We start from the raw sequence: 23,051 nt of genomic DNA on the forward strand, positions 1-23,051 counted from the left end.
CATTGGTCGGGGCGGCGAGATTCGAACTCGCGACCCCTACAACCCCATTGTAGTGCGCTACCAGGCTGCGCTACGCCCCGACGGGCGGCAAACAAGAGGCGCGATTCTAGCTGATCGCGACCGATTACGATAGCCGTCCGCGATCAGTGACGAAGAATATCGAGGACTTCTTCCAGCTCCATGCGCACCTGATGCACGATCTGCTGCGACATGCTGGACTCGACCTGGGCCTCGCCGCCTTCCAGTCGCGCGCGCGCGCCGGTGATGGTGAAACCCTGCTCGTACAGCAGCGAACGGATCTGACGGATCATCAGCACGTCGTGACGCTGGTAGTAGCGTCGGTTGCCGCGCCGCTTGACCGGCTTCAGGGCCGGAAACTCCTGCTCCCAGTAGCGCAGCACGTGCGGCTTGACGGCGCACAGCTCGCTCACCTCGCCAATCGTGAAGTAGCGCTTGGCGGGGATGACAGGAAGTTCTGCGTTACTGCCTGGGTCCAGCATAGCCTTCGACTCGCACCTTGAGCTTCTGGCCCGGACGGAACGTCACCACGCGACGGGCAGAGATGGGAATTTCCTCGCCGGTCTTCGGGTTGCGCCCGGGGCGCTGATTCTTCTGGCGCAGGTCGAAATTGCCGAAACCCGACAGTTTGACCTGCTCCCCCTTTTCGAGCGCTTCGCGAACAGCCTCGAAGAACGCATCCACGAATTCCTTCGCTTCGCGTTTGTTCAAGCCAACGTCCAGAAACAGTCGCTCGGCCATGTCTGCCTTGGTCAGCGCCATTTCAACCTCGCAGTCGCGCCATGCAATCACGTTCCAGTGCAGCCAACGCATCGGCTACACACTGGTCCGCGTCCTCGTCTGTAAGAGTGCGTGAAGCGTCCTGTAAAATCAAGCCCATAGCGAGACTTTTGCGTCCATCACCCAAACCTTTGCCGCTATAACGGTCAAACACCAGCAATTGCGCCAATCGTGCGCCCAACGCGCCGCGAACGCAGGCATCGACGGCGCCCCAGGACACGGTTTCCGGCAGCTCGACCGCAAGGTCGCGGCGCACCGACGGATAGCGCGAAACCGGCTGTGCGTGCGGCAGCGTTCGCGGCAGCACGGTCTCCAGCTGCAGCTGCGCGACCAGCACGTCGGTCTCCAGGTCCAGCGCCGCCGCCAGGCGCGGATGCAGCACGCCGACGTAACCGGCGACTTCGCCGTCACGCAGCACGCGGGCACCGCGGCCCGGATGCAGCCAGTGCGGCAGCGCCTCGGCATCGAACGACCAGGCCCTCGGCGCGGCGCACAGCGCCAGCACGGACTCCACGTCGCCCTTGATGTCGTGGAAATCGACGTCGCGTGCCGCTTGCCCCCACTGCTCGGCATGCGCCGATCCGCAGGCGACCATGGCCAGTTCCATGGTCTGCACCGGCGCATCAGCCCCGGCGCGGAAGGTGTTGCCCAGCTCGAACAGGCGCACCCGCGCCTGCTGCCGCGCGCGATTGCGGCGCAGCGCCTCGATCAGCCCGGGAAGCAGCGAGGGGCGCATTACCGCCAGATCCGCCGACAGCGGATTGGCGAGCGCCACCGTATCGGTGCCCAGTCCCCAGTCCTGCAGCAGCTCGGCGTTGACGAAGGCCATGCACAGGGCCTCCTGATAATCGCGCGAGGCCAGCTGACGCCCCAGGTCGAGCGGCTTCAGGCGCTCTTCGGGATCGGCCTTCAGCGCCAGCTCGCCGCTGGGCGCGTGGGTCGGGATGTGCTCGTAACCGTGGATGCGGATGACTTCCTCGATCAGGTCCTCTTCGCGCTCGATATCGAAGCGGTGGCTGGGCGGCAGTGCGCGCCATCCGTCCTCGGTGTCCTCCACCGTGCACTGCAACGCCTCGAGGATGCGGCGCACGGCGGCGTCCTCGATCTGCAAGCCCAGCACGCGCGTCAGCCGCGCGCGACGCAGCGCGACGGCCTCGCGTTTGGGCAGGTCCTCCAGCCGCTCGGCGCCGAGCCGCGGACCGGCGCGACCGCCCGCCAGTTCGCACAGCAGCGCGCTGGCGCGCTCCAGGGCCTGCAGCGGCAACTCGGGATCGACGCCGCGCTCGAAGCGGTGCGAGGCATCGGTATGCAGACCCAGCTTGCGCGCGCGACCGCTGATCGCCGTGGGCGCGAAATGCGCGCTTTCCAGGAAAACGTTGCGGGTGGCGTCCGTAACACTGGATGCCTGCCCGCCCATGATGCCGGCCACGGCCAGCGGCGCGGATGCATCGGCGATCATCAGAAATTCGGGCGTCAGCGCGACCTCGTTGCCGTCCAGCAGCGTGAGTTTCTCGCCTTCGGCAGCACGGCGCACGGTGATCGCGCCCTGCAGCCGGTCGTTGTCGAAGGCGTGCAGCGGCTGACCGGTTTCCAGCATGACGTAGTTGGTGACGTCGACCACCACACTGATCGGTCGCAGACCCGCACGACGCAGGCGCTCGGCCATCCACAGCGGCGTCGGTGCAGACGGATCGATGCCCTCGACGATGCGACCCAGGTAGCGCGGACAGTCGGCGCCGGCGTCGAGACGCACATCGCGCGAAGCCTCGCTGTCCACCGCCACCGCCGGCGGCGGCTCGATCTTCAGTGCGCTGTCGAACTGCGCGGCGACATCGCGCGCCAGCCCCCACATGCCCAGGCAGTCGGAACGGTTCGGCGTCAGGCCGATCTCGATGGCCGCGTCCGGCAGCCCCAGCGCTTCGGTAAGCGGCGCACCAGCGCGCACCTCGGCCGGCAGCTCCATCAGCCCGGAGGCGTCGCTGTCCACGCCCAGTTCCTTCGCCGAGCACAGCATGCCGAACGATTCCACGCCGCGCAGTTTGGCTTTCTTGATCTGGATGCCGCCCGGCAGCGTCGCGCCGACCGTGGCCAGCGGCGCCTTCAGACCGACGCGGGCATTGGGCGCGCCGCAGACGATCTGCAACGGCGCATCCAGCCCCGCTTCCACCGAACAGACCTGCAGGCGGTCGGCGTCCGGATGCGGTGCGGCGGCGACGATCTCGCCCACCACCACGCCATCCAGCGATGCGCCCAGCAACTCGACGTCCTCGACTTCGAGGCCGGCCATGGTCAGCCGTCGCAGCAGCGCCTCCCGGTCCGCCGGGATGTCCACCAGTTCACGCAGCCATTTCTCGGAAAATTTCATGTGTAGCGCCGGAATTCTGTATCAGGGTCGGACGTGCGCGCGGGGTGGCGCGCCGTGGTTGCGCGCGGGGCATCCCCGCGCGGCCGTTCACGCAAACTGCCGCAGAAAACGCAGGTCGTTCTCGAAGAAGGCACGCAGATCGGTCACGCCGTAGCGCAGCATGGCGAAACGCTCGACGCCAATGCCGAACGCAAAGCCCGTGTAGCGTTCCGGATCGATGCCGCAATTGCGCAGCACGTTCGGATGCACCATGCCGCAGCCGAGCACCTCCATCCAGCGCTCGCTGCCGTCGCCCGTCTCCCAGCGGATGTCCAGCTCGGCCGACGGCTCGGTGAACGGGAAGAAGCTGGGCCGGAAGCGCATCTCGAAGTCGCGTTCGAAGAAGGCGCGCACGAAGGTCACCAGCGTGCCCTTCAGATCGGCGAAACTGGAGGTCTCGTCGACCAGCAGGCCCTCGATCTGGTGGAACATCGGCGAGTGCGTCTGATCCGAATCGCTGCGGTAGACCTTGCCCGGCGCGATGATGCGCACCGGCGGCTGGCGGTCCTTGAGCGCGCGGACCTGCACCGGCGAGGTGTGCGTGCGCAGCAGGCGACCGTCGGGAAAATAGAAGGTGTCGTGCATGGTCCGCGCCGGATGGTTCGGCGGGAAATTGAGCGCTTCGAAGTTGTGCCAGTCGTCCTCGATTTCGGGGCCGTCGGCACGTTGGTAGCCGAGGCGCTCGAAGATGTCGGCAATGCGTTCCAGCGCGCGCGTGACCGGATGCAGACCGGCGCGCCCGCCATCACGACCGGGCAGCGTGACGTCGATGCGCTCGGAAGCCAGCCGCTGTTCCAGCGCGGCTTCCTGCAGGGCGTCACGACGCGCGTCCAGCGCCTGCGCGACACGCCCCTTGGCCTGGTTGATCGCCGCGCCCGCCGCCTTGCGCTCTTCCGGCGCCAGCTTGCCCAGCGTCTTCAGCTGCGCGGTGATGCTGCCGGACTTGCCCAGCAAGGCAACGCGCAGCGCCTGCAGCGCGTCCAGCGTGTCGGTTCGTTCGATGTCCGCGAGGGCGTCGCGGACCTGGGATTCGATATCGCTCATCGATCTGGGACCTGTCGGGGTTCCTGGCGAGCGGGCCGTCCGCCCCCTCCAAACGCATGCGGGGAAGGACTCGCGCCCTTCCCCGCATGAGGATACTGCTTCGATCGCCGCGCGTGGCGGCAATGCACTGGCTCAGGCGACGCGACCGCCCTTGAGCTCTTCCTGCAGCGCTTTCAGCTCGTCAAACTTGCCCGCGGCGGCCAGCTCGGCCTGCTGCGGCCAAGTGCCCGGATCGTGCGAGGCGTAGCGGCTGCCGGCCTCGTGCAGGATCTCGCTGAGCTTCTCGACGCTGGTCTCGGCCAGCTTGGCGAAGCTGTCCACGCCCTGGCCGGCCAGAACCTCACCGATCTTCGGGCCGATGCCCTCGATCTTGGTCAGGTCGTCGCCCTTGGCGGAGCTCTTCTTCGGCGCAGCGGCCTTCTTCGCGGCGGGCTTGGCAGCCGATTTCGGCGCAGCCTTGCCGTCCAGCGCGGCCTTGGCCTGCGCGGCAATGGCGCCAAAGGCCTTGATGTCGTGCACGGCGATGTCGGCCAGGACCTTGCGGTCGACCTCGATGCCGGCCTTGTTCAGGCCGTTGATCAGGCGGCTGTAGGACAGATCGAACATGCGCGCGGCGGCGTTGATACGCACGATCCACAGCGAACGGAACTGGCGCTTCTTCTGCTTGCGGCCGATGTAGGCGTACTGGCCGGCCTTGATGACGGCCTGATTGGCTACGCGATAAACCTTGCGGCGGGCGTTGTAATAGCCCTTCGCGCGACCGATAACTTTCTTGTGACGACGACGGGCGATAACGCCCCGCTTGACTCGTGCCATGGTGGTCTACTCCTGATCCTTACGCGTAGGGCAGCATGCGGGCGACGGACTTGCTGTCGCAGTCGCGCACGTGGTTGGGAGCGCGGAGGCCGCGCTTACGCTTGGTCGACTTCTTGGTCAGGATGTGCGACTTGAAGGCATGGCCGGCCTTGAACTTGCCGGTCGCGGTCTTGCGGAACCGCTTGGCCGCGGCCCGATTGGTCTTGATCTTGGGCATGATGATTCCCTTGAGTTGTTTCTTCGACTGACCCCGGCGGCCACTGGGTGGCGCTTTCCGTCCTGCCCGGATCGGCTTGTCATGGCCCGTCCAAATCGGGCCGAATCACGAATAATACTATGAACCCCGCGCGGGAGGGAAGTCTCGCGCGGTACCGCTTCCGTGGCGCGCCACGGAAGCGGAAGGTCCGTCATCGCTGCGGCGCGGAACGCCTCAGGCGTTGTTCTTCGGCGGCGCCAGCATCATCACCATCAAGCGGCCTTCCTGACGCGGGAACTGCTCGACCACGCCCAGCTCGCCGACGTCCTGCTGCACGCGCGAAGCCAGTTCGCGACCGAGCTCCTGGTGCGCCATTTCCCGTCCGCGGAAACGAATGGTGACCTTGACCTTGTCGCCATCCTCGAGAAAACGGAGGATGTTGCGCAACTTGATCTGGTAGTCGCCCACGTCCGTATTGGGACGGAACTTGACTTCCTTGATCTCGATCTTCTTGGTCTTCTTGCGGGCCGCGTTGGCCTTCTTCTGCTGCTCGAACTTGTGCTTGCCGAAGTCCATGATGCGGCAGACCGGCGGGTCGGCATTGGGCTGAATCTCGACCAGATCGAGACCGGCCTCCTCGGCCAGATTCAACGCCTCGTCGCGGGACACGATGCCGACCTGCTCGCCGTCTGCGTCGATAACGCGGACGTTGGGCACACGGATCTCGTGATTGCGACGATTACGCTTGTTGTCGGGGATGGCGATACCTCGTCCTCCAAATGATGCCTAAGAATGACCGGAGCCGATCAACGTCGGCTCTCGGCCTCCAGCCGCGCAGCGAAATCCGCCAGCGGCATGCTGCCCAGGTCCTCGCCCGAGCGGCTACGCACGGAGACGGCGCCGGCTTCCTTCTCGCGGTCGCCCACGACCAGGAGGTACGGCACCTTCGACAGCGTATGTTCGCGGATTTTATAGCCGACTTTTTCGTTGCGCAAATCCGCTTCCACGCGGAAACCTTTCTCGACAAGGACTTGCGCCACCTCGGCAGCGAAATCCGCCTGTGCATCGGTGATGTTCATCACCACCGCCTGCACCGGCGCCAGCCAGGCCGGGAACTGGCCTGCATGGTGCTCGATCAGGATGCCGATGAAGCGCTCCATCGAACCGACAATGGCGCGATGCAGCATCACCGGATGCCTGCGCTGACTGTGCTCGTCGACGTATTCGGCGCCCAGACGTTCGGGCATGGAGAAGTCGACTTGCATGGTGCCGACCTGCCAACCGCGGCCGATCGAATCACGCATATGGTACTCGATCTTCGGGCCGTAGAACGCGCCCTCGCCCGGCAGCTCGTCCCATTCGACGCCGGCGGCGCGCAGGGCGCTGCGCAGCGCCTCTTCCGAAGCGTCCCACACTTCGTCCGAGCCGATGCGGTCGTCCGGGCGCAGCGCGATCTTCATTTCGATGCGCTCGAAACCGAAGTCGGCGTAGACCTTCATCGCCTGGGCGTGGAAGGCGGTCACTTCGGCCTCGACCTGCTCGGGCGTGCAGAACACGTGGCCGTCGTCCTGGGTGAAGGCGCGCACGCGCATCAGGCCGTGCAGCGCGCCGGACGGCTCGTTGCGATGGCAGCCACCGAATTCGCCGTAGCGGATCGGCAGATCGCGGTAGCTGTGCAGGCCGGCGTTGTAGATCTGCACGTGGCCCGGACAGTTCATCGGCTTGACCGCGTAGGTGCGCTTCTCCGACTCGGTGAAGAACATGTTGTCCTGGTAGTTGTCCCAGTGGCCGGATTTTTTCCACAGCGACACGTCCAGGATCTGCGGGCCGCGCACCTCCTTGTAGCCGGAGTCGCGGTAAACCTTGCGCATGTACTGCTCGACCTGCTGCCACAGCGCCCAACCCTTGGGGTGCCAGAACACCATGCCCGGACCTTCCTCCTGCTGGTGGAACAGATCCATGGCCTTGCCGATCTTGCGGTGATCGCGCTTCTCGGCCTCTTCCAGCTGGTGCAGGTAGGCCTTGAGCTGCTTGTCGTTGATCCAGGCGGTGCCGTAGATGCGCGTCAGCATCGCGTTGTCGGAATCGCCGCGCCAGTAGGCGCCGGCCACCTTCATCAGCTTGAAGGAGCGCAGCTTGCCGGTGTCGGGCACGTGCGGGCCGCGGCACAGATCGGTGAACTCGCCCTGCGTGTACAGCGACAGTTCCTCGTCGGCGGGGATCGACTCGATGATCTCGGCCTTGTACTCCTCGCCCATGTCGCGGAAGAACGTCACGGCGTCGTCGCGCGACTTCACGCTGCGCGTCACCGGCAGCTTCTCGCCGACGATCTTTTTCATCTCCGCCTCGATCTTCTCCAGATCTTCCGGCGTGAAAGGCCGTTCGTAGGCGAAGTCGTAGTAGAAACCGTTGTCGATCACCGGACCGATGGTCACCTGCGCGCCCGGATACAGGCGCTGCACGGCCTGGGCCAGCAGATGCGCGGTGGAGTGGCGCAGGATCTCCAGCGCCTCGGGACTCTTGTCGGTGACGATTTCCAGTCCGGCGTCGTGATCGATGGTGTAGCTGGCGTCCACCAGCTGACCATCGACCTTGCCTGCGAGGGTCGCCTTGGCCAGGCCGGCGCCGATGGAGGCGGCCACGTCCTGCACGGAGACGGGATGTTCGAACGGCTTCTTGCTGCCGTCGGGAAGCGTGATCTGGATCATGACGAAAACTTTCTTGCGAACAATAAAAAAGGGCGCGCAGCGCCCCATGGTGGAAGCCCGGCGCGAGAAATCAGTGTCGGAAGTTCGTAGTGTCCATGTCGCACACTCGACCGGCAGTTACCTGCGGGCCACCTTGTTCGTGTTTCGGGTCATGTGAAAGCTAGCCCGGCGCCCACACGGTGTCAACGACACGCATGGCGCCGGCGCTCGCGATGGCCGGGAAAACAGGCCGCCCGAAGACGACATGCCACGCCCGGCCGAGCATTCCGGGGAGCGGTCCCGCGCTCGCCACCTGCGTGACGGACGCGAGGCCCGACTCTCCGGTCCCGGCGTTCCTAGAAGTAGAAGCCGAAGTTGATGTTGAAGCGATGCTCCACCTTGCCGTCGCCGGCCATGCTTCCGCCGATGAACGGCTGGTTGCGCGCGGTGACGAAGTCGAAGTAGGTGTACAGATCGCCCGCCGACACGCCCACGCCCAGGATGTTCATGAAGGTGCTGGGCAACTGACCGGACTTGTTGGTGATCAACGAGTAGTCGTTGTAGAAATCCAGACCATGGACCGGTCCCCACTGCACCGGCTGGTGGTACTTCACGTTGAAGGTGTAGGAATCGGCCTTGGCGGCGATGGTGTCGTAGAACGCATAGGCGCCCACGGCCAGACGGTCGGCGCCGCCGTCGACATTGTAGTCGTAGCGAGAGGCCTGCGCCTGCACGTTCAAGCGCTTGTAGTCGGCGTTCATGTGCAGCGCGTAGGCCGAATAGTTGCCGATGCTGGACGACGGCCCCTCGAGTCCGCCATGCAGACCGGAAGCGCCCAACTCGATCTTGAGATCGTCGTTGGGCTTGAACGTGTAGGCCACGCGCGCGGCGGCGGTGTTGATGCTGGCCGCCGGATGCTGCGGATCGGCGTAGATGCCCTCGCCCGGCGAACGCACGCCGACCACGTTGTACGAATAGCTGTTGGAGCGGTTGCTGACGTAGCCGTCGATGCCGCCCATGCCGTCGTTCTTGAAGAAGGCCAACTGCACGTTCCACGGATCGCCCGAGTACACGTACTCGACGCCCATGTGGTAGGTGTCCTCCAGCCCCAGGTAGTAATTCGAGCTGAAGAAGTAGTTGTGCGAGTTGTACGGCTGGTTGCCGAACGGAATGCGCGTCAGGCCCACCTGCAACTGCTGGTTCTTGCTGAAGTCGTAGCCCAGCCACGCGTACTTCACGGCGCTCATGTACTGGAACCAGCGCCATTCGGCCTGCAGCTCGATGTCATCGACCCGGCCGCGGAAATTCAGGCGGAAGATGTCGAAATCGGCGTCGCCGGTACGGTGGACGTTGTTCTTGTTGTAGTCCTCGTAGCTGTACTGGAAGCGCATGGCGCCGCCGACGGTGATGCCGTTCTTCTGCTTCTTCTCGACCTTGGCGACTTTCGCCTTGGTCTTCTTGTTGTCCTTGGCCAGCGTGTCCAGCTTCTTGCGCGTGTCCGACGATTGCTGCTGCGACGCCGTCTGCTGCGCGCGCATGTCGTCGAGCTGCTTCTGCAGCATGTCGATCTGCTTCTGCATGATCTCGATGCGTGCGGCCATGTCGGCCTTCTTCTGCTGGTCGCTCTTGGCGGTCTTGCCCTGGCCGGAGGTTCCGGAGGCAGCCGCGCACGGCGCCGCCAGCGCCGCGGCGATGCCGAGGGCAAGCGCGCAGGCGCGTGTGGATGCGTTCATGACGATCCCCTTCGATTTTTCAATTGGAGTCATGCCGGGCGGCGCTGCTCCACCGCCCGGCGCTCGGATGCGATTACTGCTGCGCGGCGGCCTTACCGGTCCACGCGTCGACCTTGTCGCTGTTCGCTGCCACCCACTTCTTGGCGGCGGAAGCCGGATCGCTGCCCGGCTCGCGCGCGGCGGCCATCACCTGCTGCATGTCGCCGGCCGTCCAGTGGAAGGCGTCGAGCACGGCATAGGCGCCCGGATCGGCCTGCTTGAAGCCCTTGCGCACCAGGGTGTCGATATTCTCGGAATCGCCATAGATGTTCTTCGGATCGGCCAGATACTTCAGCTTCCAGCGCGCCCACATCCAGTGAGGGGTCCAGCCGGTGACCACGATCCACTTCTTGTTGTCGATGGCGCTCTTCAGCGCGGCGGTCATGGTCGCGCCGCTGCCGGACACCAGCTTCAACGGCAGGCCGTACTGCTTGATGACCTTCTCGGTCAGATCCATCTCGCCTGCGCCCGGATCGATGCCGACGATGCGATCGTCGAACTTGTCGGCATTGGCCTTGAGCTGCTCGATGCTGTCGATGTTCACGTAATCGGGCACGACCAGGCCCAGTTTGGTGCCCTGCATGTTCGGACCCAGATTGTCCAGGCGGTCCTTGGTCTTGGCGTAGTAGTTGGCCTGCGTGGTCGGCAGCCAGGCGCAAACAGTGGCGTCGGCATCGCCGTTGGCGATGGCCGAGTACATGGCCGCGCCGCTGACCGACACGGCGTCGACCGTGTAGCCCTTCTTCTCCAGCGCGGCCTTGACCACGTTGGTCGCCGCCGTGCAGCTGGACCACTCGACGTAGGCCAGCTTGACGTGACCGCCGGAGGCGGCCGGCTTGGCCGTCATCGCCGTCGAGGCCGAGGACGCGCCGGCATCTTTGCCGGACTGCCCGCCGTTGTTGGAACACGCGGCGAGCGCGAGGGCGGAAACCGCCAGGACACAGGTATTGCGTAGAGACATGGTGCGAATCATGGAATCGCTCCTTCTGATGGAGAAAGGGAAATCAGTGCGCGCTGGCGACCTTCGAGTCGCGGCCGATACGCTGGGTGATGCGGTCGAGGATCATGGCCAGGATCACGATGGCGATGCCGGACTCGAAGCCCTTGCCGGGCTCGAGACGCTGGATGGCCTCCCAGACTTCGCCGCCGAGTCCGCCGGCGCCGATCATCGCGGCGATGACGACCATCGACAGCGCCAGCATGATGGTCTGGTTGATGCCCGCCATGATGGTCGGCACGGCCATCGGCAGCTGCACCTTGAACAGCTTCTGCTTGCGCGAGGAACCGAAGGCATCGGCCGCCTCGATCAGGTCGCCCGGCACCTGGCGGATGCCCAGCGCGGTCAGACGGATGGTCGGCGGCGTGGAGAAGATCACCGTGGCCACGCTGGCCGAGACCGCGCCCAGTCCGAAGAACGGAATCGCGGGGATCAGGTAGACGAAGGCCGGCATGGTCTGCATGAAATCGAGCACCGGCATGACGATTCTCGACGTGCGCTTGTTCAACGCGGCGGCAATGCCCAGCGGCAGGCCGATGGCGACCGCGATCAGGGTCGAGATCAGCACCAGGGTGAAGGTCTCCACCGTGGGCTGCCACAGGCGCAGATTCCACAGGAACAGCAGGCCCAACGCCGTGAAGATGCCGACACGCCGCCCGGCCACGCGCCACCCCACCGCGGCGACGATGATGATCAGCAGCCACGGCGGCACGAACAGCAGGCCGGCGACGATGGCGTCGATCACCGCCGAAATGGCGTGACTGAGCGCCTGCGTCAGCCAGGAGAAATTGTGTGTCAACCAGTCGAGCGCGACGTCGATGCCGTGCGCGAGAGGAAACTTGGGAACCGAGGGGATCATGCCGCGTCACTCCTTTCCGCTTCCGAGTCGGAGGTGTCGTTGTTCTCGGCCAGCGCCGTGAGCACGCCGGCGCGCGTGACCACGCCCAGCACCTTGTTGTTTTCGTCGACCACGGGCAGCAGCCAGCGCCAGTCCGCGAGAATGCCGATCACGTTCATCAGCGACTCCGAAGGCGTCACCGACGGGGTTTCCTCGACCAGCGACTCGATGTGTTCCACACCGTCCTTGACCGCCTTGCTGGCCACCTCGGCGCTGATCGAACCGACCAGCGTGTAATCGCGGTTCACCACCAGCAGGCTGGCGTAGTTCTCGTCGGCCATCTTGCGCAGCACGGTGCGCGGACCATCATTCGGGAACGCGACCACGCGCGCACGCTGCAGCACGGACTGCGCAGTCAGCACGCGTGACATGTCCACGTTCTCGACGAAGCGCTCGACGTAGGCGTTGGCCGGATTGTTGAGAATCTCTTCCGGCGTGCCGATCTGCACCACGCGGCCGTCCTTCATCAGCACGATGCGGTCGCCGACCTGCAGGGCCTCGTCCAGATCGTGGGTGATGAACACGATGGTCTTCTTCACGCGCTGCTGCAGCTGCATCATCTCGTGCTGCATGTCGCGACGGATCAGCGGATCGAGCGCGCTGAACGCCTCGTCCATCAGCAGGATGTCGGGCTCCACGGCGAGCGCACGCGCCAGGCCGACGCGCTGCTGCATGCCGCCGCTCAGCTGTCCCGGATAGGAATCGGCCCAGCCGTCCAGGCCGACCAGTTCCAGCGCCTCGTTGGCGCGGCGTCGACGCTCGTCCGCGTCAAGGCCCTGCACTTCCAGACCGTAGGCCGCGTTGTCCACCACCGTGCGGTGCGGAAACAGCGCGAAGTGCTGGAACACCATGCTGATCTTGGTCTGACGCAGCTTCAGCAGCGCCTGGCGATCGAGGCGCGTGATGTCGTCGCCGTCGATGAAGATGTGTCCGCGTGTCGGCTCGTTGAGGCGATTGAGACAGCGGATCAGCGTCGACTTGCCGCTGCCGCTCAACCCCATCACCACCAGGAATTCGCCTTCTTCCACCTCGAACGAGACATCGGCGATGCCGACGGCCTGTCCGGTTTCTCGAATGTCGGCGTTGCTCTTGCCTTCGTCGAGCATGCGCAACCCCTGCTCGGGATGCGGCCCGAAGATCTTGGTGAGCTTCTCGACCTTGATTTTGGCCATCGTCTGCTGCCCCTTCCGCTAGACGGAACGCGCCCTGTCGGTGCACCGCCCGGGGACCGCAAAAAACGACCACAACAGACGCCGCACAACAGGCCGGCTCGTAGATTGATATGCATACCACCGTAGTACCTCTGGCATGTCTGCTCAACCTGAACAAGCCTGCGATGGCAGGTATCCGCGCGGCCGAAAACCTCGAAAACACTGCGACAGCAGGGTCTTGTCGTCGCCGACCCGCAACTCATAAAGCGTTAAGATGCACGCCTGCGAACAACACATCTGGACCTTCAACGATGCGGATTCTGGTGACCGGCACGGCGGGTTTCATCGGCGCGGCGCTGACCGAAGCCCTGCTCGCGCGCGGCGACGACGTGCTCGGAATCGACAACCACAACGACTACTACGATCCGGCACTGAAGCAGGCTCGCGTGGACCGCTTCGGCGAACATCCACGCTATCTGCATCGCCGCATCGACCTGGCCGACATGACGGCGCTGCAAGACGCCTTCGACGGTTTCCGTCCGCAGCGCGTCGTGAACATGGCCGCCCAGGCCGGCGTGCGCTACTCGCTGGAAAATCCGCACGCCTATGTGCAGAGCAACGTGGTCGGCTTCGTCAACCTGCTCGAAGCCTGCCGTCATGGTGGCGTCGAGCACCTGGTCTACGCCTCGTCCAGCTCGGTCTACGGCGACAACCGCGACATGCCGTTCTCCACGCGTCACGCCGTCGATCACCCGGTCAGTCTGTACGCCGCGACCAAGCGCGCCGATGAACTGATGGCGCACACGTACAGCCATCTGTACCGACTGCCGACCACCGGTCTGCGCTTCTTCACTGTCTACGGCCCGTGGGGCCGTCCGGACATGTCGCCGATGCTGTTCGCCGACCGCATTCTGCGCGGCGAGACGCTCGACGTGTTCAACCACGGCCACCACAGCCGCGACTTCACCTACATCGACGACATCGTCGAGGGTGTGATCCGCTGCCTGGATCATCCCGCGCAGCCGGACCCCGACTACGACCCCGCGCACCCGGTCGCCGACCGCTCCAGCGCACCCTGGCGGCTGTACAACATTGGCAACGGCAAGCCGGTGCAGTTGATGCGCTTCATCGAACTGCTGGAACAGCACCTGGGCCGCGAAGCGAAGAAGAACCTGCTCCCGATGCAGCCCGGCGACGTGGCCGACACCTGGGCCGACGTCGCAGCGCTGCACCGCGATGTCGGCTATGCACCGTCGACGCCGATCGAAGTCGGCGTAGAACGTTTCGTGGAGTGGTATCGCAGCTACTACCCGAACGCCTGACACCCCACGCCTGCGCATACGCTTCGAAAATCCACGCGCGACCCAGATCCATCTACCGTGAGGGCGATGACGCGTTCAGTCCGAAGACGCCGTCAAACGTGCCGCCAGACCGCTGAAGCGGCGCGTGCTGCGGGCCACGGTGCGGCGCAGCGTGTCCGGCGTCGCCACCAGCGTGACCTGACGACGCGCGCGGGTCACGGCGGTGTAGAGCAGCTCGCGGCCGAGTACGCGCGCATCGTGCGGCGGCAGCACGATGTCGACCGCCTCGAATTCCGAGCCCTGGCTCTTGTGGATGGTCATGGCGTAGGCGCTTTCGCATTCGGGCAGCGCCGCCAGGGCCAGCTTGCGCACGCCGCCCTCGGCGTCCGGGAACCAGGCTCGCAGCACGCCTTCGGCATCGGACAGCACCACGCCGATGTCGCCGTTGAACAACGACACGCCGTAGGCGTTGCGGGTCACCAGCAGCAGACGGCCCGGATACCACAACGCATCCGGCTCCGCCCCTGCACGCTGCCGCAGGGTCCGCTCGAAGGCCTCGTTCAGCGTGTGGCTGCCCCAGGCTCCATCGCGCAACGCAGTCAGTACTCGATGCCGGGTGGACATCGCCAACGCTTCGCGGGGATCGTCGCAGTGCGCCAGCGCTGCGAAGCGTTCGACGTGCCGCCCGACCAGCGCCGTCGGCGGGTGCTGTGCAGCCCCCTCGTCCAGGTGCACATCCACGTAGGTCGCTTCCGTCAGCCCGCGACATAGCGCATCGCCTTCGCCGGCGCGGATCATCGCGGCCACCTGCCCCAGTCCGCTGTCGCCGTCGAAACGATGCGAACGATGCAACTCGACCACCGCATCGGCAAACCGCCCAGCATCCGCATGCGAGTTCACCCACACGCCCGTCACCGCATGCACCAGCGCCGCACGTGCGGGCGACACCGCGCCCTCGCCGGCAGCGGCACACACGGCCGCGAGCACGTTGCCGGCCTCGACCGAAGCCAGCTGGTCGCGGTCGCCGAGCAGCACCAGGCGCGCGCCCTCCGGCAGCGCGTCCAGCAGCCTTGCCATCAACGGCAGATCGACCATCGACACTTCGTCGACGACGACCAGATCGGTATCCAGCGGGTACCCGGCGTGATGGCGAAAGTGCATGCTGCCGCGACGCACGCCGAGCAGACGGTGCAGGGTCGACGCCGTGGTCGGCAACGCTTGCCGCACGTCCTCGTCCACCTTCAGCGCATCGATGCGCTCGCGCAGCGACTCGCTGAGCCGGGCAGCGGCTTTGCCCGTGGGCGCGGCCAGATGAATGCGCGGCGCGGCCTGTCCCGAAGCCCGCCGCTGCCCGATCCAGGCCGCCAGTAGCCAGAGCACCGTGGTGGTCTTGCCGGTGCCCGGCCCGCCGGTGATGACGGTCAGCGGGGAGATCAGACCGGTCAGGGCCGCCAGCGCCTGCCGGTCCGGCTCGGCGCCCCCCAACGCAAAGAAAGGGTCGAGCGCCACGCGCAGAGCGTCCGCATCCACAGCCGGCGCCGGTGCCGAAAGCAGGCGGCGCAGCACCTGCGCCACCCGGCCTTCGTGATGGAAATAGCGTCCCAGCCAGACGCGTTCCTCGTCGTACAGCAGCGGCTCGACGGCCGCATCCGACGCCGGCGCTGCCCAGCGGCTCGTCTGCAGCGCCTGCTGCAGGTGCTCGACCGCCGGAAGTTCCGGCAGCGCATCATCGTCACCGCAGGCTTCGCCGAGTACGGCCGGCAGTTGCGACAGCGGCAGACAACTGTGCCCCTGCGAGACCGCCAGCGAAGCCGCCGCGGCCAGCAACCCCAGCTCCATCGGCACATCCGCCTCCAGATCGAGCAGGCAGCGGCCGAGTTCGACATCGAGCGGACGCAGCACGCCGCGCGCCTGCAGTCGATCAAGCAGATCGCCACGCGGATTCATGACCGGCCTCCGGGCGCACGCAACAGCGCATCCATGGCGAAAACCAGTTCGGGCGGCGGACGATCCGCATGGATGCCGTTGCCTTCCGGACCCACGCCCATCCCGCGCAGGAACAGGTAGCGCACGCCGCCGAAATCGCGCGCATAGTCGTAGTCGTCGCCGCGCACCTGGCGAAGCCAGCGATGCAGGGCCACGGTGTAGATGAGGTATTGCAGATCATAGTCGCTGTCATGCACGGCCACGCGAAGCGGCTCGGGCGCGTAGTCGGCGACGCGGTCGCCGAGATGATTGGTCTTGTAGTCGGCGATCCACCAGCGGTCCGCATGCACGAAGACCAGATCGATGATGCCGTTCATCAGACCGCGCAGGCGTCCGCCGACATGGGCGAAGCGCTCGCGCTGCAACTGGTAGCCATGGACATGCAGCACGTCCAGCAACTGCTGCGGGTCGGCCCCTTCCATGCCGAAATCGAACACCATTTCGGCACGCCGCATGCTCTCCGGGAGCGCGGCCAGACACAGGTCGTCGACCACCGGCGTGCGCAGTGTGCGGCGCAGAAGGTCCTCGACCGAACGCTGCGCCGCCGCACCGCTGAATCCCTGCGCCGCCAGCGCGCGCATCACGATTTCGCGCTGCGTATCGGGCACCGCACCGGCATCGTCGGCCCAGGCTGCGAAGTCGATGTGTTCGAGCGCGTCGTGTACTGCACTGCCGAAACGGCTTCCGTGCAGGCCGCCGGCCATCGCCGGCACGCGCGCATCGGCGTCTGTCGCCGATGCGGCGGACGCGTCGGTGTCGAAGTGCGGCGAGTGCCCACCCTCGGCCAGTCGCGAAAAGCTGTGATGACGCCAATCGCGATCCAGTTCGCGCTGGAAACGGCGCGCCTGTAGCTGTGGCGTCTGTGCCGGCGGCGCGACGCCGATGTGCACAGGCTCCGGCAAAGGCGCTTCCGCCACGCTCGCACCGCCGCGTGCCAGCAACGCCTCCACACCATCCGCAAGCACCCAGCCGAGCACGCTTCCCGCCGGCGTTCTGCCCGACGCTGGCACGCTGAGCCAGCACGCGTGCCGGGCGCGCGTCACGCCGACGTAGAGCTTGCGCACGCCCTCGGCAAGCTCTTCCCGCTGCGCAGCGGCCATCGCTTCGTCATCGTCCGGGTCACGATCGCCGGATCCGCTGGCGATGAATCGGCGCACCAGATCATCGCCGTCGTGATAGCGCGCGAACCCGCCCTTCTCCGGCTTGCGCGCCTGCATCAACGCGGCGAACGGCAGCAACACCAGATCGAATTCCAGTCCCTTGCTGGCGTGCACGGTCATGATCTGCACACGCTCGGCATCGCTTTCCAGACGCAGCTGTTCGTTCTCGTTGCCAGCGTCGGCCAGGCCCATGCGCCGCGCCAGCCAGTCTCGCTGCGCACGCGCGCTGGACAGACGACGCGCCTCGGCCTGCAACGCATCGCCCAACTGCATCAGATTGCTGAGACAGCGCTCGCCGTCGGGTTCGGCCAGCAGCCGGCGCGCGTGCCGTTCGCCGAGACGCTCCAGCATCGCCAGCACGCCGCGCTCCAGCCAGCGTGCGCGCAGGTCGTCAAGTTCGTCGCGCCAGTCGGCATCGTGATCCTGCATGGTCCGCAGATCGCCGAGGCGACGTCCGAGCAGGCGTGTGCACAGCGCGCCGCGCGCCAGTCCGGCATGACGCGGCGCCAGCAGGGCATCGAGGATGCGGCACAGCTCGACGGCCTCCTGCGTGGCGTAGACGCTCTCGCGCCGCTGGCACACGGCGGGTACACCGCAGGCCGCCAATGCATCCTGGACGCGCATGGCCTGCCGGTTCGAGTCGACCAGTACCGCAATGCTGCCGGGCGCGACCGATGCCTCGCGCAACTGCGCCGTCTCGGGCGTCAGCAAACGCGCCACCTCGCCGGCGCAAGCGAGGGCGAGACTTTCTTCAAGCGCTTCGCGTCCACCGGGCGGCGCCTCGTCGGGCAGTCGCCAGAGCGTCATCGGCGCGACCTGCTCGCCGTTCCGACGCAAGGCGCCATCCGCTTCCTTGCCGCCCGATTGCACCGATTCGAAGGCAATGCCGTCTTCGACGAAGACATCCTCGCGCCCGCTGAACAGGGCTTCGCAGGCGGTCAGCAATCCGGCAGCGGAACGGTAGTTGTGATCCAGCGTCCAGTGCGCCGCGGCCAGGCGCTTGGCGCGCAAATAGGCATGCACGTCGCCGCCACGGAAGCCGTAAATGGCCTGTTTGGGGTCGCCGATGCAGAACAGCACGCCCTGCTCGGCGTAGAGCCGACGGAAGATCTCGAACTGACGCGCATCGGTGTCCTGGAATTCATCGACCAGGGCGACCGGATACTGCGCATGCAGCGCCTGGCGCAGACGTTCGCCGCGCGCGCCGTCGTCGAGACCGCGATGCACCCATTCGATCTGGTCGGCGTAGGACAGGCGTGACAGATCGCGCTTGCGCGCGGCCAGCCCCTCACGCGCTTCGCGCAGCAATGCATGCAGCACGACCGGCGTCCGGGCGCGGACCTGGTCCGCGTAGGCGGACTCGGCACGCAGCCAGTTGTCGATGGCCGTGAACGCCGCATGCCCCGCGAACGGCGGCTTGTTCTTCTTGACCGCTGCGGCCAGTTTCTCGCCGGCGAATTTCTGCAGCAGGTTCGGCGCCGGCCATCCGCCCTCGGCCAATTGCCGGTGCAGGTCGCGCAGACCCTCCACGCTATCGGACTTGTACCGCCCGCCGTGCAGATGACCCGCCTCGAACGCCGCCCGGAACACGGCCACGGCCTCTTCACCCGCCTCGCGCCAGATCCGGTGCAACGCCTCGCGCGCCGCGTCGACGTCTTCGGGCTGGCAAGGCGCCATCGCGTCGGCATCCGGCGACGGGAGCGGCTCGATGCGGCCATGGAAGTCGATGAGGGGCTTCAGCGTCGCGGCCAGCGCCTCCGGCGTCGAGCCGAGCGTCAGCAACGCGTGCCGGTCGACGATGTCCTCGGCGCTGCCCCAGCGCAGCCACGCGTCGGCGGCGAAGGACGCCAGCAGATCGTCGTCGGAGGGTTCGAGCGTGCGGGTTTCGCTGACGCCTTCGATCAGCGCTGCATGCTCACCCAGCACGCGCTGGCAGAATCCGTGAATGGTGAAGATCGCCGCCTCGTCCATGCGCGTCACGGCCTGCTGCAGGCGATGCGCCAGATCGGACGGTGCTTCCTCGCCGCACTCCAGCGTGCGGCGAAGCAGCGCCAGCGCCCAGCGCTTCTCGCCGTCCAGCGTGTCCGGAAGTGCGACGTCAGAATCGATCCAGGGCTGCGCCGCGACCCGCGCGCACACGGCCAGGCGCTGCCGAAGGCGCTGACGCAGTTCCTCGGTCGCGGCCTTGGTGAACGTCATTACCAGAATCTGCCGCGTTTCCAGATTTCGCTCGACCACCAGCCGCGCATACAGCCCGGCGATGGTGTAGGTCTTGCCCGTGCCGGCGCTGGCCTCGATCTGCTGCACATCGGCCAACGGCACGCGCAGCGCCATGTCGGTGTCGGCCAGGTTCTGCAACACCTCGTTCATGGCGCACCTCCGTTCCGCAGCGCTTGGCACAACGGCAGATGGACATGCGCGGCAAGGGCCTCGAAACGCCCCTGCATCGCCGCGCCATCGAACAGCTCGCGACCGCGGAAGGCCAACGCGAACCAGGCATCGCCGGCCTCGGCGTAGGTGTTGTACCCCCCTGCCCAGCTGCCTTGCGCGGCTTTGCATGCCGCCGCCTCATCCTCGCCGGCTGCGCGCTTCTCCGCCCAGGCGAAGGCTGTGCGCAAAGGAAGCGGCAACGCCTCGCGCCGGCCTTCGCGATGCACGTCCAGCAACACGCGCAGATGCGCACACGCTTCCGCGGCCGTGGGCATGGCCGGGCGCCACGGCAATCGCCAGGATGCCTTTCCGCTGTCGCGCCCCCAGGCCAGGCAATCCGGCGCGATTTCCAGTGCGCGCGCAGCCAGGGCGCCCAACCACCAGTGCATCCAGCCGCCTGCGCTGTGCGAAGCGCCAACCCATGCGCCGTATCCGCCTTCGTGGAGTTCCTCGAGCACGCCGGTCAGCACCCTCCCCTCGCCCAGATCCAGGCGGAAACGATGCGGCGCCTGCGGTGGATGCGCCTGCCGCCATGCCTGCCATTGCCGCAATCCCGGTCCCAGCGCCTGCAGGGTGTCGCGCAGGGCCGTCTCGCCCCAGGCCAGCGGCGGCAACAGCGCCTGCGCGCGCAGTGCCTCCAGGGTCTGTCCGGCCGCATCATCGACGTTCACGGCCAGCACTGTGTCAAGGCGATGTCGCTGCAGCGGTTCGAGCGTCAGCGGCTCACGTTCGTCGACCTCCTCGTCCGGCGCGGACAACGTGATGCCCGCCTCGATCCGCAGGAACGCCGCGGCGGGATTGCGGAAGAACTGCCGCAACGCAGCCAGCTCGACCGCTTCCGTTTCATTCTCCGCCGGCCATGCGTCGTCGGCGAACACGACCGGCTCGACGCGGCGCGGCGCGGGACGCGCCGCCTCCAGCCATTCGTCGCGATAAGTGAACACGTTCGCATCGTGCATGGGCACATCATCCGGAACGAACAGGCGCGATGAGAACGCCTGCATCGGATGCTGCGTGACCAATTGCTTGCGCGCAGCGGCAGGATCGCGGAAATACCCCTCGCAGACATGGTCGAGCAACTCGCTCAACACCACGGACGGCTCGATCGCCGTGCCCTTGCGCAGATCGATACCGGTGTAGCTGAGATACAGCTGCCGCTCGGCGGCCATCAGCGTCTGCAGGAAAAGATAGCGATCGTCCTCGCGCACCGAGCGGTCGCCCGGCATGCGACGACCGACCAGCATGCGGTTCAACGCGTCAGCGGGATCGCGGCGCGGAAACGCGTCGGCGTCCATGCCCAGCACGCAGATCAGCTTGAACGGCACATTGCGCAACGGCACCAGACCGCAGACGCTGACGCCGCCGGCCAGGAAGCGCTGCTGCGGCGCCTGCTCGCGCAGCTGTTCCTGCGCGAAAGCGCGCACCGTGCGCCAATCCAGAGGCTGGTCGAACGCAGCCTCCGCACTGTGCTCGGCCAGCGCACGCAGGGCGGCTCGAGCGGCTTCCAGCGCACGTTCCTCGTCGCGGCCTTCCGGCTGTGGCACCAGGCGATCCAGCGCCTCGTTGATCAGGGTCTGCCACGCGCCGGGCGGTTGCGGACGCCGTTGCGCATGACGCAGAGTCCGCAAAATGCGCTGGACCGAAAACAAGGCGCCGAGCGCGGCGGTGTCCGCGCCCTCGATGTCGGTCAGCGGTGCAATCCCGTGCAACAACGCACCGGATGTCGCCTCGCCGCTCATGTAGCCCAGCAGCAGACGCCGTCGGCCGAAGCGCCAGCTGTATTCCTCGAACGCGGGCAGACCATGTGCCAGCCGATCCTCGGCGTCCTCACCCCAGCGGACGCCGGCGTCGCGCACCCATGCGCGCACCGTCTCCAGCACGTCCTCGTCGAGGCCGAAGCCGCGCAGCACGGCCGGCACCGCCAGCACCTCCAGCACTTCGCTGGCCGTCAGCCGCGAGGCGGGCAGATCGAGCAGCCGCAGGAACAGCGCCGCCAGCGCATGCGTCTCGGCCAGCGGGCGGTCGGCCACGGTCCACGGAATACGTCGCGGGTCGTCCACGCCCAACGCGCCGAACACCGCCTCGATGCACGGCGCGTACCGGGCGAGATCCGGCACCATCACCGCGATGTCGCGCGGCTGCAGTTCCGGGTCCTGCTTCAGGCGGTCCAGCAACTGATCGTGCAGCACCTGCACTTCACGCAGCGGCGAATGGCAGACATGCACCTGCAACGAACGATCCGCCGGATCGTGCACATCGCGGCGCATATCCGGATCGGGCGCGGACAGCGTGATCACGTCCGCCTGCACGCGCTGAAGTAGGGTATCGCGCGGCGGATCGTCGTCCTCGGGAAACGTCTCGACGTCCGGCTGCACGTGCTCGTAGGAAAACAGCTGAGCGACGAAATCGCGCCCGACACCGCCCAGCGAGACCAGCAGGCGATTGGGCGGATCGTCGAACAGGCTCTGACCCGCCTCCAGCCGGGTCTCGCATTCCCGGCGATTCGGCAGGTCGCCCCAGTATTCCCGGCATGGCGTGGGCAGGAAGAAATGCAGCGCGCAATGGCGTCCCAGCACACCCAGCACGCGCAGCACGTCCGGCGACACGTTGATGATGCCGAAGGCGAACACGCTCGACGGAAGCTGCGCGGGCCGAGGCGCATCCGCTTCGGCGTGACGCCGCAGGAACTGCCCCAGCAGATGACTGCGGGAAGTCGCATCGCCGCGGGTCAGTTGCCGCCACAGCTCCGCCTGCGGATCGTCCGCGTCCTCGCCCCGGGCCCAGCCTTCGAGCAATTCGCGCCGATACCCCTGATAGCGTTCGTACAGCTGCGCCAGATGGCCGGACAACTCGAAGCTGCGCAGATCGTCCGCGTCCTCGCCCAACCACGCACGCACGGCGGCTGGCGCGGCCGGATCGCGCAGATGCGCCAGGATGCGCCAGCGCAGGACTTCCCGATCGAAGCCCGACACCGACGGCAGCTCCGCGTGTTCGGCCCGCAGCAACCGCCATACCAGCTGGGCCGGCGCGATGAATTCCAGGTTGGCGGCGATGCCGTACCGCTCGGCCAACCGCTGCACCAGCCAGCGCCGCAGACCGGGCTGCGGCACCAGCACCGTCTGCGGTTGCAGCAAGTGTGCCGGGTCGCGTCGCGCCAGCAGATCGGCCAAGGTATCGGCCAATGCATCGAGATGAGTGTCGTAGTGCAAATGGAACATGCTGGGCGTCGATCCTGACGGCTCGCGGCAATGGGTCAAGCGTATCCCATCATCCTGCCCGATCGATGTCTCGCGAGATGCGACAAGCATTGTCGCAACGTCTGGCATCGACTGTTCCGCCGACCACACGGTATCGGCCGCGTGGACGATGCCTGCCGCGCCGAAAAGAGCGCACAATGCCCATTCAACGACT

Annotated in this window: 16 protein-coding genes, 1 tRNA gene and 1 pseudogene; 1 reads left to right on the forward strand and 17 read right to left on the reverse strand. The window is 66.5% G+C overall.

Going from position 1 to position 23,051, the window contains the following annotated elements; genetic code table 11:
• Positions 1-3: 3 nt before the first annotated feature.
• The 14 genes and pseudogenes from HF690_RS03620 to HF690_RS03680 form a co-directional block, all read right to left on the reverse strand.
• A tRNA-Pro gene (locus tag HF690_RS03620) sits at positions 4-80 on the reverse strand.
• A 63-nt stretch (positions 81-143) separates the two neighbouring features.
• The gene (locus tag HF690_RS03625; protein ID WP_113065986.1) at positions 144-500 is read right to left on the reverse strand and encodes a MerR family transcriptional regulator; all 357 of its coding nucleotides are present in this window, start codon (positions 498-500) and stop codon (positions 144-146) included.
• Positions 481-780, reverse strand: a complete 300-nt coding sequence (ihfA, locus tag HF690_RS03630; RefSeq protein ID WP_113065987.1) for an integration host factor subunit alpha — start codon at positions 778-780, stop codon at positions 481-483. The genes HF690_RS03625 and ihfA overlap by 20 nt, the downstream gene beginning before the upstream one ends.
• A gap of 1 nt (position 781) precedes the next feature.
• Positions 782-3,163, reverse strand: a complete 2,382-nt coding sequence (gene pheT / locus HF690_RS03635) for a phenylalanine--tRNA ligase subunit beta (protein WP_168608454.1) — start codon at positions 3,161-3,163, stop codon at positions 782-784.
• An 87-nt stretch (positions 3,164-3,250) separates the two neighbouring features.
• On the reverse strand, positions 3,251-4,246 hold the full coding sequence (pheS, locus tag HF690_RS03640) for a phenylalanine--tRNA ligase subunit alpha (RefSeq protein ID WP_168608455.1): 996 nt from the start codon (positions 4,244-4,246) through the stop codon (positions 3,251-3,253).
• Positions 4,247-4,378: 132 nt separating this feature from the next.
• On the reverse strand, positions 4,379-4,738 hold the full coding sequence (locus HF690_RS15180; protein ID WP_338042870.1) for a helix-hairpin-helix domain-containing protein: 360 nt from the start codon (positions 4,736-4,738) through the stop codon (positions 4,379-4,381).
• Positions 4,712-5,062: pseudogene (gene rplT, locus HF690_RS15050) on the reverse strand (50S ribosomal protein L20); the annotation flags it as partial. The gene HF690_RS15180 and the pseudogene rplT, both read right to left, overlap by 27 nt.
• Positions 5,063-5,081: 19 nt before the next feature.
• A complete protein-coding gene (rpmI, locus tag HF690_RS03650) occupies positions 5,082-5,279 on the reverse strand; it encodes a 50S ribosomal protein L35 (RefSeq protein ID WP_043099924.1) in 198 nt (65 codons plus the stop codon).
• Positions 5,280-5,492: 213 nt separating this feature from the next.
• Positions 5,493-6,023 (reverse strand): translation initiation factor IF-3, encoded by a 531-nt coding sequence (infC, locus tag HF690_RS03655; RefSeq protein WP_113065991.1) that lies wholly within the window; start codon positions 6,021-6,023, stop codon positions 5,493-5,495.
• Between the two features lie 41 nt (positions 6,024-6,064).
• On the reverse strand, positions 6,065-7,966 hold the full coding sequence (gene thrS, locus HF690_RS03660) for a threonine--tRNA ligase (RefSeq protein WP_168608456.1): 1,902 nt from the start codon (positions 7,964-7,966) through the stop codon (positions 6,065-6,067).
• A gap of 335 nt (positions 7,967-8,301) precedes the next feature.
• Positions 8,302-9,678 carry a porin family protein gene (locus HF690_RS03665; RefSeq protein ID WP_113065993.1) on the reverse strand — a complete coding sequence of 459 codons (1,377 nt, stop codon included), beginning with the start codon at positions 9,676-9,678 and terminating at the stop codon, positions 8,302-8,304.
• Positions 9,679-9,751: 73 nt separating this feature from the next.
• On the reverse strand, positions 9,752-10,690 hold the full coding sequence (locus HF690_RS03670; RefSeq protein ID WP_168608457.1) for a glycine betaine ABC transporter substrate-binding protein: 939 nt from the start codon (positions 10,688-10,690) through the stop codon (positions 9,752-9,754).
• A gap of 31 nt (positions 10,691-10,721) precedes the next feature.
• On the reverse strand, positions 10,722-11,573 hold the full coding sequence (locus tag HF690_RS03675) for an ABC transporter permease (RefSeq protein WP_113065995.1): 852 nt from the start codon (positions 11,571-11,573) through the stop codon (positions 10,722-10,724).
• A complete protein-coding gene (locus tag HF690_RS03680) occupies positions 11,570-12,784 on the reverse strand; it encodes a quaternary amine ABC transporter ATP-binding protein (protein WP_168608458.1) in 1,215 nt (404 codons plus the stop codon). The genes HF690_RS03675 and HF690_RS03680 overlap by 4 nt, the downstream gene beginning before the upstream one ends.
• 290 nt (positions 12,785-13,074) lie before the next feature.
• Between HF690_RS03680 and HF690_RS03685 the strand changes: the two genes are divergently transcribed.
• Positions 13,075-14,085 (forward strand): NAD-dependent epimerase, encoded by a 1,011-nt coding sequence (locus HF690_RS03685; RefSeq protein ID WP_168608459.1) that lies wholly within the window; start codon positions 13,075-13,077, stop codon positions 14,083-14,085.
• 75 nt (positions 14,086-14,160) lie between these two features.
• Here the strand turns inward: HF690_RS03685 and recD are convergent, their stop codons facing one another.
• Genes recD through recC form a run of 3 tightly spaced genes read right to left on the reverse strand, consistent with a single transcriptional unit; the run spans position 14,161 to position 22,858 of the window.
• Complete coding sequence (recD, locus tag HF690_RS03690) at positions 14,161-16,011, reverse strand: exodeoxyribonuclease V subunit alpha (RefSeq protein WP_168608460.1); 1,851 nt, start codon at positions 16,009-16,011, stop codon at positions 14,161-14,163.
• Positions 16,008-19,580, reverse strand: a complete 3,573-nt coding sequence (recB, locus tag HF690_RS03695; RefSeq protein ID WP_168608461.1) for an exodeoxyribonuclease V subunit beta — start codon at positions 19,578-19,580, stop codon at positions 16,008-16,010. Before recB ends, recD begins: the two co-directional genes overlap by 4 nt.
• Positions 19,577-22,858, reverse strand: coding sequence for an exodeoxyribonuclease V subunit gamma (gene recC, locus HF690_RS03700; RefSeq protein ID WP_168608462.1), 3,282 nt, complete (start codon positions 22,856-22,858; stop codon positions 19,577-19,579). The genes recB and recC overlap by 4 nt, the downstream gene beginning before the upstream one ends.
• Positions 22,859-23,051: the final 193 nt, after the last annotated feature.

This window comes from Oleiagrimonas citrea (genome assembly GCF_012395255.1).
Taxonomy (GTDB): domain Bacteria; phylum Pseudomonadota; class Gammaproteobacteria; order Xanthomonadales; family Rhodanobacteraceae; genus Oleiagrimonas; species Oleiagrimonas citrea.